The sequence below is a fragment of the Tessaracoccus flavescens genome (assembly GCF_001998865.1).
GTDB classification, from domain to species: Bacteria; Actinomycetota; Actinomycetes; order Propionibacteriales; family Propionibacteriaceae; genus Arachnia; species Arachnia flavescens.
On record NZ_CP019607.1, the window covers coordinates 127,405 to 142,049 of the forward strand.

General features: G+C 69.0%; 11 protein-coding genes. 7 read left to right on the top strand and 4 right to left on the bottom strand.

Annotated features, from left to right (window positions below; all coding sequences use genetic code 11):
- Window positions 1-3 precede the first annotated feature (3 nt).
- The gene (hrpB, locus tag BW733_RS00620) at window positions 4-2,484 is read left to right on the top strand and encodes an ATP-dependent helicase HrpB (protein WP_077346976.1); all 2,481 of its coding nucleotides are present in this window, start codon (window positions 4-6) and stop codon (window positions 2,482-2,484) included.
- A gap of 64 nt (window positions 2,485-2,548) precedes the next feature.
- Complete coding sequence (locus tag BW733_RS00625; RefSeq protein ID WP_077346978.1) at window positions 2,549-4,180, top strand: IS1182 family transposase; 1,632 nt, start codon at window positions 2,549-2,551, stop codon at window positions 4,178-4,180.
- 200 nt (window positions 4,181-4,380) lie between these two features.
- Here the strand turns inward: BW733_RS00625 and lepA are convergent, their stop codons facing one another.
- Both lepA and BW733_RS00635 read right to left on the bottom strand, forming a co-directional pair.
- Window positions 4,381-6,210 (bottom strand): translation elongation factor 4, encoded by a 1,830-nt coding sequence (gene lepA / locus BW733_RS00630; RefSeq protein ID WP_077346980.1) that lies wholly within the window; start codon window positions 6,208-6,210, stop codon window positions 4,381-4,383.
- A gap of 157 nt (window positions 6,211-6,367) precedes the next feature.
- Entirely contained in the window at window positions 6,368-7,624 is a 1,257-nt protein-coding gene (locus BW733_RS00635; protein WP_152024495.1) for an integrase catalytic domain-containing protein, read from the bottom strand.
- 207 nt (window positions 7,625-7,831) lie between these two features.
- Here BW733_RS00635 and rpsT point away from each other — a divergent pair, with 207 nt between their 5' ends.
- Window positions 7,832-8,092 carry a 30S ribosomal protein S20 gene (rpsT, locus tag BW733_RS00645; RefSeq protein ID WP_077346982.1) on the top strand — a complete coding sequence of 87 codons (261 nt, stop codon included), beginning with the start codon at window positions 7,832-7,834 and terminating at the stop codon, window positions 8,090-8,092.
- 112 nt (window positions 8,093-8,204) lie between these two features.
- Here rpsT and holA read toward each other — a convergent pair whose 3' ends face one another.
- A complete protein-coding gene (gene holA, locus BW733_RS00650; protein WP_077346984.1) occupies window positions 8,205-9,167 on the bottom strand; it encodes a DNA polymerase III subunit delta in 963 nt (320 codons plus the stop codon).
- A gap of 104 nt (window positions 9,168-9,271) precedes the next feature.
- Between holA and BW733_RS00655 the strand changes: the two genes are divergently transcribed.
- The 4 genes from BW733_RS00655 to BW733_RS00670 all read left to right on the top strand — a co-directional run bounded on the left by BW733_RS00655 (window position 9,272) and on the right by BW733_RS00670 (window position 13,167).
- Window positions 9,272-9,481, top strand: coding sequence for a tetratricopeptide repeat protein (locus BW733_RS00655; RefSeq protein ID WP_161490093.1), 210 nt, complete (start codon window positions 9,272-9,274; stop codon window positions 9,479-9,481).
- A gap of 62 nt (window positions 9,482-9,543) precedes the next feature.
- Window positions 9,544-10,092 (top strand): RNA polymerase sigma factor, encoded by a 549-nt coding sequence (locus BW733_RS00660; RefSeq protein WP_077346988.1) that lies wholly within the window; start codon window positions 9,544-9,546, stop codon window positions 10,090-10,092.
- Window positions 10,085-12,097 (top strand): beta-propeller domain-containing protein, encoded by a 2,013-nt coding sequence (locus BW733_RS00665; RefSeq protein WP_077346990.1) that lies wholly within the window; start codon window positions 10,085-10,087, stop codon window positions 12,095-12,097. The genes BW733_RS00660 and BW733_RS00665 overlap by 8 nt, the downstream gene beginning before the upstream one ends.
- Window positions 12,098-12,180: 83 nt before the next feature.
- Window positions 12,181-13,167 carry a Gfo/Idh/MocA family protein gene (locus BW733_RS00670; RefSeq protein WP_077346992.1) on the top strand — a complete coding sequence of 329 codons (987 nt, stop codon included), beginning with the start codon at window positions 12,181-12,183 and terminating at the stop codon, window positions 13,165-13,167.
- Window positions 13,168-13,198: 31 nt separating this feature from the next.
- Here BW733_RS00670 and BW733_RS18445 read toward each other — a convergent pair whose 3' ends face one another.
- Entirely contained in the window at window positions 13,199-14,479 is a 1,281-nt protein-coding gene (locus BW733_RS18445) for an HNH endonuclease signature motif containing protein (protein WP_152024505.1), read from the bottom strand.
- Window positions 14,480-14,645: the final 166 nt, after the last annotated feature.

A 14,645-nucleotide genomic window follows, 5' to 3' on the forward strand; every position in this document is an offset into this window, starting at 1 on the left:
CGGATGCGTAGTCTCTCCGAGCTGGTCGACGACGGCTGTGACCTTCCGTTCGCTGCGGCGTCCGAGCCGTTACGCTCGGCGGTCGGTGAGCGACGGGTCGCGGTGGTCGAGGCGCCTCCCGGCACGGGGAAGACGACCCTTGCGCCGCCGATGGTGGCGGGCGTCGTCGAGGGGCGTGTCGTCGTCACCCAGCCCAGGCGGGTGGCCGCGAGGGCGGCGGCGAGGCGGCTCGCCCAGTTGACCGGCACCCGCATCGGTGACCTGGTGGGTTTCACGGTGCGCGGCGAGCGCAGGGTCAGTGACTCGACCAGGATCGAGATGGTCACGCCAGGCGTCCTACTGCGCAGGCTGCTGCGCGATCCCGGCCTCGACGGCGTGGGCGCGGTGATCCTCGACGAGGTGCACGAGCGGGGCCTCGACACCGATCTGCTGGTCGGCCTGCTCGGCGAGGTGCGCGAACTGCGCGACGACCTTGCAGTTGTCGCCATGTCGGCCACGGCGGACTCGGCGGGCCTCTCACGTCTGCTCGGCACAGACACGCCGGCCCCGGTCGTCGGGGTGCCCGCGGTGCTGCACAGGCTCGAGGAGCAGTTCGCCCCCGGGCCGCTGCCCACCGACGCGCGGGGCGTGAGCCGCGACTTCCTCTCCCACGTCGCCGACACCACCGTCCGGGCCTTCTCCGAGCGACCTGACGACGGTGACGTGCTCGTCTTCCTGCCCGGTGTGCGCGAGGTGCGCATCGTCGCGGAGACGGTGGCGTCACGGGTGGACGCGGAGGTGCTCGAACTGCACGGACAGGTCGGGTCGCGCGAGCAGGACAGGGCCATCTCGGGCAGGCGCCCCGGCGATCGACCGCGCGTGGTCGTGTCCACGAACCTGGCGGAGTCGTCCGTGACCGTGGACGGCGTGCGGGTGGTGGTCGACGCCGGACTGTCCCGCGAACCGCGGCGCGACGCCTCCCGCGGGATGTCTGGGCTGGTGACCGTGCGCTGCGCCAGGTCGTCGGCCGACCAGCGCGCCGGTCGTGCCGCACGCCAGGGGCCAGGTGTCGTGTGGCGCTGCTACGACCGCGAGACGTACTCGGGGCTGCGGCCGCAGGTCACTCCGGAGGGCCAGACGGCGGACCTGACGTCGGCGCTGCTCACCCTCGCCACCTGGGGCGCGCCCCGCGGTGAAGGGCTCGCTCTTCCCTCTCCGCTCCCCGCGGCCTCCGTGCTCGAGGACGAACAGGTCCTGCGTAGCCTCGAGGCCGTCGACGAGCAGGGGCGGGTGACCTCGCACGGTCGTGAGCTTGCGGAGATCCCCGCCTCGCCGAGGTGGGCGCGTGCGCTGCTGGACGCCGCACCGCTGGTGGGATCACGGCTCGCCGCCGAGGTGGTCGCCGCCGTCGAGCTCGGGGTCGCAGGCGACGTGGCCCAGGAGCTGGGCTCACTGCGGCGCGGATCGTCCCCGGAGACTGGTCGCTGGCGGGCCGAGGCCGACCGGCTGGCCCGCCTCGTCGCCGATAGTGCCGGTTCGGGGGGCTCGGCCGCCACCGTCATCGCGCTCGCCTTCCCGGAGCGCGTGGCCCGCCGGGTCGGCGACGTCTATCTGCTCGGGTCCGGCACACGGGCGGCGGCGCCGCCCACGCTGGCCGGCCACGAGTGGCTTGCGGTCGCGGAGGTCACCCGGGCCTCTGGTGCCAGCGCGGCAGGCACGGGCGCCGTCATCCGCTCGGGGGCGCCTGCAGACGAATCGACCGCGCGCCTGGTTCTCCCCGCCACCCAGGAGGTGCGCGGGGAGCTGGTCGACGGTCGCCTTCGCGCGCGACGCGTCTCGGCGTTGGGCGCCGTCGAGTTGAGCTCGACCCCGGTCCCCGCCCGTGAGCTCGGATCGGACGCCGTCTTCGACGTGCTGCGCACGAAGGGCCTCGAGGTCATCGGCTGGAGCGGGTCGGCCGATGCCCTACGGCGAAGGCTCGCCCTGCTGCACCGCGTCATAGGGCCGCCGTGGCCGGACGTCGGTGACGATGCGCTGCTGATGCGGCTCGCCGAGTGGCTCGGCCCGGAGGTGGAGGGCGCCGCCCAGAGCGGTCGCCTGGCAGGGATCGACCTCACCGCTCCCCTGCGAAGACTGCTGCCCTGGCCGGAGGCCGGTCGGCTCGATGAGCTCGCACCGGAGCGTCTGGAGGTGCCGAGCGGGTCGCGGATCCGGCTCGACTACCCGGCCCACGACGAGGCCGGGCCGGTGGTCGTGGCGGTGAAGCTGCAGGAGTGTTTCGGGTTGGCAGCCACCCCGAGGCTGGCCGACGGGAGGGCAGAGGTGGTGTTTCACCTGCTGTCGCCTGCGGGGAGGCCGCTGGCGATCACGGGCGATCTCGCCTCGTTCTGGTCGGGGCTGTACACGCAGGTGCGCGCCGAGATGCGGGGCAGGTACCCCCGTCATCCGTGGCCGGAGGATCCGTGGACCGCTCCGGCGACGGCGAGGACGAACCGCAGGCGCTAGGACGGTGCTGAATAACCCGCGCGTCGCGGGGTGCTGATCGGGGTGGGCTTGCGATCCTTGTTTCATGCAGGGTGAGGCTGATCGGCAGCGGGAGCTGTTGGACGTGGAGGCGTTGGCGGGACATCTGTTGGTGCCGGGGAGCGTGTTCGCGTTCCTGGCCGAGCACCGGTTGCGGTTGTTCCCGCCGGAGCTGTTCGCCGACCTGTTTCCCTCGGGGCGGGGTCGGCCCTCGATCCCGCCAGAGGTCATCGCCTCGGTGCTGGTGCTGCAGTCCTTGTACGGGCACTCTGACAGGGAAGCGGTCGAGGCGCTCACGTTCGACCTGCGCTGGAAGGCCGCGTGCGGGTACGCGGTCGACGGGGCCGGGTTCCACCCTTCGACGTTGACGTACTGGCGTAAGCGGCTGGCCGCCAGCCAACGTCCGGACCGGATCTTCGAGGCGGTCCGCGAGGTCGTCATGGCTACCGGTGTCCTGTCGGGCAAGACGCGGCGGGCGTTGGACTCCACGGTGCTCGACGACGCGGTCGCCCGGCAGGACACGGTCACCCAGCTGATCGCCTCGATCCGCCGGGTCGGCCGCGACGTGCCGGGCGCGCACGCACTGGTGGTCCAGGAGTGCACCCGGTTGGCCGAGGTCACCGGCGGTGACTACACGGTCGCTGGCAAGCCGCGGATCGCCTGGGAGGACGAGGCCGCCCGGACCGAGCTGGTGAGCGCACTGGTGGGCGACGCCCTGGCCCTGCTGGCCGCTCTCGACGCCGCCCACCACGACGAGCACGGCGACCCGGACGGCCTGGCGCTGCTGTCCGAGGCGGGTGGGAAACCGGCCGAGGCCCTCGCGCTGCTGGCGTTGGTCGCCGGGCAGGACGTCGAGCCGGCGGAGGGTTCCGACGGCACCGACGGGCGGTGGCGCATCGCCCGCAAGACCGCGCCGGACCGGATGATCTCCACCGTCGACCCCGATGCCCGGCACGCGCACAAGACCCGCGAACGGCGTCAGGACGGGTTCAAGGCCCATGTCGTCGTCGAGCCGGACACCGGGCTGATGACGATGGTGAAGCTGACGAAGACCAACGGGGCCGAGCACTCCGACGCCGCGGTGGGTGCCGACCTGGTCACCACCGACTCCACCCTCACCGCCACCCCTGACGCGCCGGTGCAGGTGCTCGGCGACTCCGCCTACGCCTCCGGTGACATGCTGGCCACGCTCGATGCCCGCAAGTGGGAACCGGTCCTCAAACCCTGGCCGCTGCGGCCGGCTGTCGAGGGCGGGTTCACCCTGGACGACTTCATCCACGACCCGGTCGCCGGGACGTTGACCTGCCCGGCCGGGCTCACCCGCGGCGTCAGTGCCAAGGGCAAGGTGACCTTCGGCGCCGCGTGCGCCGGCTGTCCGCTGCGGCAGCGGTGCACCACCGCCGAACGTGGCCGCAAGGTCACCCTGGGTGAGCACCACCAGCTCCAACGACAGCACCGCGAACGAGCCACCGACCCGGACTTCCAGGCCGTCTACCGACGGCACCGGCCGATGGTCGAACGCTCCATCGCCTGGCTCACGCGCGGAGCACGCCGCGTGCCCTACCGGGGCGTGGCCAAGAACGACGCCTGGCTGCACCACCGCGCCGCCGGTCTCAACCTGCGACGCCTCCTCAACCTCGGGCTCACCGTCCAGGACGGGACCTGGGCCATCGCCTGAGGGTGGGACCGGGGGCCGCTGGGCCCTTGCCACGCCGCCCCGATCGAGCGCAGGATGGCCTCAGGCGGGCGGAACGACCCCGACTGTCGCACCCCAGGGTGCTGACCTCACTGCCGCAAAGACGGCCTTGGCGTCGCTCCGCCCGCCCCCCTCACGCCATACCCGCCTCAGATCACACCTTGTTCAGCGCCCTCCTAGGGCTACTTCTTGGTCGACTCGGAGGTCGAGAGGGCTGCGACGAAGGCCTCCTGGGGCACCTCGACGCGACCCACCATCTTCATCCGCTTCTTGCCTTCCTTCTGCTTCTCCAGCAGCTTGCGCTTACGGGAGATGTCGCCGCCGTAGCACTTGGCCAGGACGTCCTTGCGGATGGCGCGGATCGTCTCGCGGGCGATGACTCGCGAACCGATGGCCGCCTGGATCGGCACCTCGAACTGCTGCCGCGGGATGAGTTCCTTGAGCTTCGAGGCCATCTGCAGGCCGTAGCTGTAGGCCTTGTCCTTGTGCACGATCGCGGAGAACGCGTCGACCGGGTCGCCGTGCAGGAGGATGTCGACCTTGACCAGGTCGGCCGCCTGCTCGCCGTCGGGCTCGTAGTCGAGCGAGGCGTAGCCCTTCGTGCGCGACTTGAGCGCGTCGAAGAAGTCGAACACGATCTCGGCCAGCGGGAGCGTGTAGCGGATCTCGACCCGGTCCTCGCTGAGGTAGTCGAGTCCGCGCTGGATGCCGCGGCGGGTCTGACACAGCTCGAGGATCGTGCCGATGTACTCCGACGGGGCGAGGATCGTGCCGCGCACGACCGGCTCGTACACCTCCGCGATCTTGCCCTCGGGGTATTCCGAGGGGTTCGTCACGGTGTGCTCGGTGCCGTCCTCCATGACCACGCGGTAGACCACGTTGGGGGCGGTGGAGATGAGGTCGAGGTTGAACTCGCGTTCGAGCCGCTCCCGCACGATCTCCATGTGCAGCAGGCCGAGGAAGCCGATGCGGAAACCGAAGCCGAGCGCGCTGGAGCTCTCAGGCTCGTAGGTGAGCGCCGCGTCGTTGAGCTGGAGCTTCTCGAGGGCCTCGCGCAGCTCGTTGAAGTCGTCGCCGTCGATCGGGTAGAGGCCCGCGTAGACCATCGGGTTGGGCGAGCGGTACCCGCCGAGGTCGGACACGGCGGGCCGGTTCTCGAGCGTGACGGTGTCGCCGACGCGGGACTGGCGCACGTCCTTCACGCCCGTGATCAGGTAGCCGACCTCGCCGACGCCGAGGGCGTCGGACTTGACCGGCTCCGGGGAGATGACGCCGACCTCGAGCAGTTCGTGGGTGGCCTTCGTCGACATCATACGGATGCGTTCGCGGTGGCTGAGCTCACCGTCGACCACGCGCACGTAGGTCACCACGCCGCGGTAGGTGTCGTAGACCGAGTCGAAGATCAGTGCGCGTGCGGGGGCCGCGGGGTCGCCGACCGGTGCCGGGATCTGCTCCACGACGGTGTCGAGCAGCTCGGCGACGCCCTGGCCGGTCTTGCCGGAGACGCGCAGCACGTCGTCGGCGTCGCAGCCGATGATGCCCGCGAGCTCCTCGGCGTACTTCTCGGGGTTGGCGCCCGGAAGGTCGATCTTGTTCAGCACCGGGATGATGTGCAGATCGGCCTCGAGCGCGAGGTACAGGTTGGCGAGCGTCTGCGCCTCGATCCCCTGCGCTGCGTCGACGAGGAGGATGGCCCCCTCGCAGGCCTGCAGCGAGCGGGACACCTCGTAGGTGAAGTCGACGTGGCCCGGGGTGTCGATCATGTTGAGGATGTGGGTGACGCCGTCCCTCGTCCAGGGCATGCGCACGGCCTGCGACTTGATGGTGATGCCACGCTCGCGCTCGATCTCCATCCGGTCGAGGTACTGGGCACGCATCTGACGGGCGTCGACGACCTCGGTCAGCTGCAGCATTCGGTCGGCAAGAGTGGACTTGCCGTGATCGATGTGGGCGATGATGCAGAAGTTGCGGATGATCGCCGGATCGGTCTTACCTGGGCGCGGTGCGGGCATCGATATCCTCGTCAGGGTTCAGGGGACAGACAAGTCTCTCACGGATTGAGCAGGGCGGCGAACCGTCGACCCGCGGGGTGATTCGTGGTACCTCACTGTCAAGTCCCCGCGAAATGGTAGGCCTTACCTCAGATATTTTTCCCCGCGAAAACAAGGGTTAGCTGGCCCGGGTTTTGAGGCCGGCGGGGTCGGGTGCCTTCCATGCGATGTGTTGTTCGAGACGGGCTGTCTTTCGGCCTGCGAGTCGGGTGAGCTCCTGTTGGATCTCGGTGATGCGTCGTTGCATTGCGACGGGTTTGAGGGTGGCCTTGTAGGCGGCTAGTTCTGTTTCCTGGGCGGGGTTGAGGACCCCGGCGGCCAGGAGCCTCTGGTAGGGGGAGCGTGGCTTGTCGTAGAGGCGTTTGCGGCGCCCTACGGTGTCGGTGGCCCAGCCTTCGGGTTTCTTCGTGGGGGTGAAGAAGTTGAGCCGGTCGTTGACCAGCGGCCATAGCTGGTTGAGTAACGCGAGTTCGGTGGCGGTGTCGTAGCGGTGGTAGAAGCCGTAGCGGCGCACGAGGTGGTTGTTCTTCGATTCGATGGTGGCTTGATCGTTTTTCTTGTAAGGCCGCGACCGGGTGAAGAACACCTCTCGTTGGCCGGCCCAGCCGATCAGGTCGTGGTTGATGAACTCCGAGCCGTTGTCACAATCGATCCCGGTGACCGCGAACGGGACCTGGGCGATGAAGTGGTCGAACGCGGTCCGGATGTGGAGGTGGGCGTTGTTGCGGATGGAGTAGGTGAAGCTCCAGCCGGTGTGCATGTCGGTGAAGTTCACGCTGCGGGCGAACTCGCCCTTCAGCGTGGGGCCGCAGTGGGCCACGGTGTCGACTTCGAAGAACCCGGGTTCGGCTTCGACCTCGTCACCGGCTTTACGCACGGTGATCGAGTTTCGTAGCAGGCTGCCGGGCTTGGTGGCGGTCTTTCCTCGGATCGGGTCCTTCGCCCGCGCCGGTGCGAGGTACCGGTCGATCGTGGCCGCCGACATCGATTCCAGCTCGGCCCTGACCTCGGCGCTGTAACGGTCCTGGCTAGGCACCAGTTCGCCTTCGGCTTCCATCGCATCGATCAGATCGCTCATGGATGCGGCGAGGTACTGCCCGCAACTGCCCCCCGAGGCCGCCCATACCCGCTGCAGGATCAGCCTGGCGTCGTAGGAGTACTTACACGCCTTGGTCTTGCGCCGATCGATCACCGCGACCGTCGCGGTGGCCCGTCCCGGGGCCTGTTTCAACCGGGCCACCAACTGCTGGCGGGCATGGTCACGGTTCCAGCCGGTGATCTCGACCACGTGGTCGAGGATCTGGGACTTGCCCTTCTTCGGGGCCGCGGCATAGGCCTTGGCGTACTTCTTCGTGATCTCGACTCGGGCTGCCATCGACAGCTTCTCTCCAACCTCCACACCCCATCGTGGCCGGTCACTGTTTCCCGGGGAAAAGTATGTGAGGTACGGCCCCTTCGTTCGCGGGGACTATGTATGAGTGTCGTCGTGATTTGGTGGCACGGAGCTGGCTCAGGTAAGGTTGATCGTCGCGTGCAAACGCATGACCGAGTCAACACACTTTGAGTAAAAGAGGCTTGCCCAGTGGCGAACATCAAGTCCCAGAAGAAGCGCATCAAGACCAACGAGATCGCGCGCCAGCGTAACAAGGCCGTCAAGTCGAGCCTTCGTACCCACGTCCGCGCCGTCCGCACCGCTGTCGCCGAGGGCGACAACGCCAAGGCCGCCGAGCTGGCCCAGGTCGCCAACCGCGCTCTGGACAAGGCTGTGAGCAAGGGCGTCATCCACAAGAACCAGGCCGCCAACCGCAAGTCGGCCATCTCCTCCTCCGTCGCGGCTCTCTGAGCCTGCTGACGAGGTAGCTGCACCTTCAAGACAGCGTCCTGGCCCTCGGTCGTCAGGACGCTGTTTTGCGTGCCCGGACACGGCCGAGTGAGCCGCTCCCCCGCCCCTTCGACTAGCGGCGGGTGAGCGCGAGGACTCCGAGCACCATGCGCTCCAGCGCGAATGCCGGGTCGGTCGCGGCGCCCTTGACCTCGGCGTCGCCCACGGCGATCAGCTGGATCGCGGACGCGACCGAGCCGGCGCCCCAGTTCCTGGACGTGCGGGCGTACTCCTTCAGCTTGAACGGCGGGACGCCGACCTGCCGCGCGAGATCGGGCCCACTGAGCCTGCTGTTCGAGGCATCGAGGTAGCGCCCCATGCCGCGGAAGGCGCTGGCCATCGCGCTGGTGATGAGCACCGGGGCGGCCCCCGTCCCCAGCGCCCAGCGCAGCCGCTCCATCGCGACGTTCGCATTGGCGGCCAGCACGGCGTCGGCCACGGCGAACGACGTCACCTCGGCCCGCCCGGCGAAGTACCGCTTGATCAGGCCCGAGTCGATCTGACCACCGTCGGCGTCATCGGCCAACTGGGCGACGCCAGCCGCGAGTGCTCGCATGTCATTGCCGACCGCCGCGACAAGCTCAGCCGCGGCGTCCGCCGAGATCCGCACGCCACGGCCGCGCGCCTCCTCGGCAACGAACTTCGGCAGGTCCCACGGCTTGACCGCCGCGACCGTCTCCGTCGGCACCTTCGCCTTCTTGAGCTTGTCGATCAGGCCCTTGCCCTTGTTCCCGCCTTGGTGGACGAGGATGAGACACAGGTCATCGCCGGGATTCTTCGCCACCTCGACGAGCTGGTCGACCACTCCTGCCGGGCAGGCGCCGACGTCGTCGATGACCGCGATGATGTCGCTCGAGAACAGCGACCCGCCGACGACCTCGGACAGCATCGTGTCCTCGAGCTCGGTGGCCGTGATCTCGTTCACATCGGCGTCGGGGCGCTCCGCGAGCGCGTCCGCGCGGGTGCGCGCCACCGCGCGCTGAGCCAGGAAGGACTCGGGACCTGTGACGAGAAGGGTGCTGCCGAAGGAGGCCATGGACCTAGCTTGCCAGTCACCACCGACCCCAGGTACCCGGGAATAAGGCACGGACGAAGATAGTTGAAATTCGAACCAGACGGACGAGAAGAATGGAGCCGCTGGTGACCACCCTCCTGACCTACAACTTGGGAGTCCAGGCCTTAGAGGAGCGCGACTACAAGACCGCGGTCGAGCGGTTCTCCAGCGTCCTGGAAGCCGATCCCGGCAACACCAACGTGCGCGAGTATCTGGCGCGCGCCCACTTCCACCGCGCCGCCCTCGTCGTCGGATTCACGTGCCTGTGTAACCTTTCGGGCACCTGCACGGAGTAAGGGGTGTGCCAGGTTGCCGACCACGGCACCGCGAGGACGCGTTGCACGAAGGAGGCCCGACGGTGGACGCACAGGCGTTGCCCGAGCAGGGCGCAGGCTCAGCAGACGACAGCCTGCTGCCCGGGGACACCCATTCGGTCGTCAACCGCTACGAGTCGATGGTCTACGGCATCGCCGTGACCCACACGAAGTGCCGCGGCGACGCCGACGACGTGTACCAGGAGGTCTTCCTGACCTACCACCGCCGGCAACCCGAGTTCAACGACGAGGAACATCGCCGCGCCTGGCTGATCACCACGACGCTCAACTGCGCGCGACGATCGGCGCAGAGCTCGTGGCGCACCCGCGTGGTGCCGCTGACTCCCGGGGTCGTCGTCGACACCGGCGCCGACTTCACGCTGGCCACCGACGAGCAGAACGTGCTCTTCCGCGCCCTGCGTGATCTGCCCGAGACGCAGCGCAGCGTCGTCTACCTGTTCTACTTCGAGGATCTCCCCGTCGCGCGCATCGCAGAGCTGCTCGACGTGGAACCCGGAACCGTGAAGGTGCGCCTCTCCCGAGGACGCGCCCAGATGCGCGAGTTGCTCCTGGGAGGGCTGTTCGATGAATGACAAGATCTTGCGTGACATGGCCGAGCAGTTCAGGCCGGACCCCTCGGTGCGGGCCGATCTGCTCGCCCGGATCGCTGCCGAGCCGGCTGGCGCGCCCGAGACCCCGCGACCGCAGGCCTCGCCGTCACGACCCCGACGGCGCCGCGTGGCGTGGATCGCCAGCGCCGCGGCGGTGGCCGTGGTGGCGGGTCTTGCCGCGATGCCCTCACTGATCGGCGGGAGCCAGGACCACTCGGACCCGCCGGCAGCACCGACGGCCGAGGCCGCGCCGGGAGACTACTCCCACGTCTACGACGCGGTTCGGAACGTGTTGAAGGAGCACCCCCAGGCGGACATGGGCTTCCAGTTCCAGTGGGGCACAGATAGAAGGCCAGAGGGTTCTGCGGCCGACACGTCCGCTCCTGCGGCCGACGGCGCCGGCCAGTACGCGACCAACGTCCAGGTCGCGGGCATCGACGAGGGCGACATCGTCAAGAGTGATGGGCGCACGATCTTCGCCGCGTCCGGCGACGACGTGGTGCTGCTCGCCGCACAGGGTGCCGACACGCACGAGCTGGCCAGGATCGACACCTCCACCACCGCGGGACGGGAGGGCGGCACCGCCCAGGGGCCGGTGGTCGACCTGATGCTGCACGGTTCGTCACTCGTCGTGCTGGTCACCGAGTACGAGCCGCGCCTGTCCGAGCTCCCCGCCAGCCAGGAGTCCGCGTACGTGCCCTACGACGCCACCCAGACGAAGGCGCTCATCTACGACGTCTCCGATCCGGCCGCACCGACGCTGAGTCAGAGCCTCGGCCAGAGCGGAGCCTTCTCGACGTCGCGGCTCTCGGGCGACCTGTTGTACCTGGTGACCCAGCACGCCGTGACCGATCCCCACGCCATCGACCCGGCCGTGCCGGGAACCTTCGTCCCGTCGACCACGGATGACGGGACGAGCACTCCGCTTCCTGCCGATGACCTCGTGTTGATGCCGCGGCCGGACGGACCGCGCTACTCCGTGGTCAGCAGCATCGACCTGGCCACCAACGAGCGGGTCGACACGCTGTCGGTGCTTGGCGGTTCGCAGACCACCTACATGAGCGAGGAGTCGCTCTACCTCGCCTCGGTGGAGTACGCAGGAGATGCCGACGGCGATCAGGCACGCGACGAGACGGGCATGAGGTCGGTCACCGAACAGACGAAGCTCGCCCGGATCGCCCTCGACGACGGAAGACTCACCGCTGCGGCCGAGGGGACGGTTCCCGGCGTCCTGCTGAACCAGTTCGCGATGGACGACTACGAGGGCAGGCTGAGGCTGGCCGTGACGCTGAACGGCGTCTCCACCTCGGGCCAGTGGGAGTCGACCCCCTCGCTGCTGGTGCTCGACGGGAACCTTGAGGTGATCTCGTCGATCCCGAAGCTGGCCACCAACGAGACCGTCCAGTCGGTGCGCTTCGTCGGGCCCGTCGCCTACGTGGTGAGCTTCCGCCAGATCGACCCGCTGTTCGCGATCGATCTCAGCGACCCGGCGGCCCCGAAGGTGATGGGCGAGCTCAAGATCCCGGGCTTCAGCACCTACCTGCATCCGTGGGCGGACGGCCAGCTGCTCGGACTGGGGATGGACGCCACCGACGACGGCATGGTCACCGGCCTGAAGCTCAGCATGTTCGACACCTCGGACCCGTTCGCCCTCAAGGAGCAGGCAGTCCTGAAGGTGCCCTACGCCGACTCGGAGGCGCTGCGCAACCACAAGGCCGTCCTCGTCGATTCTGAGCACAGCCTGATCGGCTTCCCCGCCCTCAACTACTCCGGGGGCGGCTCGACCGCGGACTACGTCGTCTACCGCTTCGAGGACGGCGCCTTCAGGCTGGCTGGCAAGCTTCCCGTCGAGGCGTCCGAGCAGCAGTGGGTCTCCTCCGTGCGTGGGCTGACCATCGGCGACAGCCTGTATGTCGTGACCGAGCGAGGGGTGGACGTGTACGGGGCGGACTCGCTGGAGAAGGTGGCCTCGGAGGAACTGGGCTGAACCGGTGACCGCCGCCTCGGCGCGCGGCGGATGCGGGTCACCACTAGACTTCCTGCGAGCAGCAGCACACTCAAAGGAGAGCCATGACCCCGATCCGCTTCGGCATCCTCGGCGCCGCAGGCATCACCCCGGCCGCCCTCATCGCCCCGGCCTCTGAGAACCCCGACGTCGAACTGGTGGCCGTGGCCGCCCGCGACCGGGGTAGGGCCGAGCGGTTCGCCGCCGAACACGGCATCGGCCGCGTCGAGGACAGCTACGAGGACCTCCTCGCCGCCGACGACATCGACGCCGTCTACATCCCGCTTCCCAACTCCGAGCACGGCAGGTGGACGCTCGCCGCGATCGAGGCGGGCAAGCACGTCCTCGTCGAGAAGCCATTCGCGTCCAACGCCGACGAGGCGGAGCGCGTCGCGGCGAGGGCCGCGGACTCGAACCGCGTGGTGATGGAGGCCTTCCACTACCGCTATCACCCCCTCGTCGCGGAGGTGATCGGCCTGATCAACGACGGGGCCATCGGCGACCTGGTCGACGTGAGCGCCTGGTTCGACGTGCACCTGCCCGACCGGAGCAACATCCGCTACATCCACGACCTGGCGGGCGGGTCCACCATGGATCTGGGCTGCTACTGCCTGCACCTGGTGCGCAGCCTGGTCGGTGAGGAGCCCGAGGTCGTCTCGGCCACGTACCGCCCCTCCCCCGAGGACGACCGGATCGACGAGGCCCTCACCGCCGAACTGAGGTTCCCGGGCGGGGTCACCTCGACGGTGTCGAGCTCGCTGCTCGAGGACGTCGAGCGGCAGTCGGCGACGATCACCGGGACGCTCGGCGTGCTCCAGGTCGAGGGCTTCGTGAAGCCCCATGAGAGCAACTCGCTGACGCTGAAGACCGACGGCGACAGCACGAGGATCGACGTCCCGGTGCACCCCACGTCGTACGCCTGCCAGCTCGGCCTCTTCGTCTCGGCCGTGCGCGACGGCGCGGAGATTCTCACCGGCCCGGAGGACTCGGTGAAGCAGATGCGCGCCATCGACGCCATGTATCGCGCGGCGGGGCTCGAGCCTCGTCAGTGACCGTGGTCTGCTGAGGTTTGCCGGGTCGGCCCTATTCGCGCAGCGGCCAGGTCCCGCAGGGGGTGAGTTCATAGCGGTAGCCGAGCGGGCTCTCCCAGACGAGCACGTCGGGCCCGCGCTGGAGCGACTTCCAGGCCCTCGCCGTCTTGGCCCGATGGGCCCGACGGTTCAGCGGGACGAGGTTGCCGAGCCGGGTCTGCGCCCGGTACCCCTCCCGCCACGGCACCGTGTGGTCGAGATCGAGCCTTCGGGAACTGCGGTTGGAGTACGGGAACATCTCCGTCGGCATGACGATCTCCACCGCACGCTTGAGCTGCGCACCGGGCTCATACCCATCAGACGGATCCAGGTCGGCGAGGTCGATCACCGGATGAACCGTCACCTTTGCCTCCCCGAGCAACTCCCCCAGCAGCCGGCTGGTGATCCAGCCAGCCTTGTCGACCCGCGCGGCGGGCGCGAGGCCACCGACCGAATCGGCGTGGATGTGAACGGCGAGCCCGAGCTCGGGCCGGTAGACCTTGGAGGGTCGGGATCGTGCCGCCTCGTGGTGTTCAGGGTCGCCCGGCAGGGTGGGTTGGTCGCCGCTCTGCAGCAGGGCGAGCGCGTGCGCGGGGTTCGCGAGGATCCCAAGGGCCTTCGCCCGCCGCTGCTGCAGCGTCAACTCGGGGAACCGGTCTTCGAGCAGCCTCGCCACCCGCGTCGCCGTGACGTCGAGGCTGCGCGCATCGAGCACATCGAGCCTTCCGGTGAGGTTCATGCACCCGTCGAAGAGGCCCCACACATGGACGCCGCGGTCTTCGCGCGCGAGCCGCTCGCGCTCTTGTGCGGCGGCACGGTCGGCCTCGATGATCAGCTTGTCCAGCAGGTTGAAGGCGGCCGTCCAGCCGAGAGCGCCCTGCCGCGGCAGCCAGCGCAGCGTCACGGCTTCGGCCACCTCGGGCCGGAGGTGAGAACACCTGGCCGCGGCCTTGACCGCCCGCGACGCCTCGACCTTGAGCTCCACCACCGCGGCGAACAGCTTCGGGTGCCGGTGCTTGAGGTTGAGCGCCTCGATGAGGCGGTGACCCGCCGCATGCGGGCTGCACTCAAGCAATCCTGCCAGCTCGAGGCTCAGGAACTCGGAGACGAGGGGCGTGCCCTCGGCGCCGACCCGGATCCGCTTCTCGGTGAGGACGGCGAGCAGCTCGTCGGTGTCGACCCGGTAGCACTCGGCGAGCTCGCAGATCGAGGCCAGCAGATCTGCCTCTGCCCGGCGACGTCGCGTCATGGCCGAGCGGATCGCCTCCGCCTGCTGCCTCGCCATTGCCTCCATGACTTCACGCTACAGACCGGGTCTGACATACATGATGGTAGGCGTCTTGGGGAGTCGTGACCCTGCCTCTGACTGGTGCCCTGCTGGGCTACCGACAAATTGATCCGTCCGGCTCTCCAAGGCATGGGTGACGACCGCCCGGCCATGACCTAATACGAGCCTGATC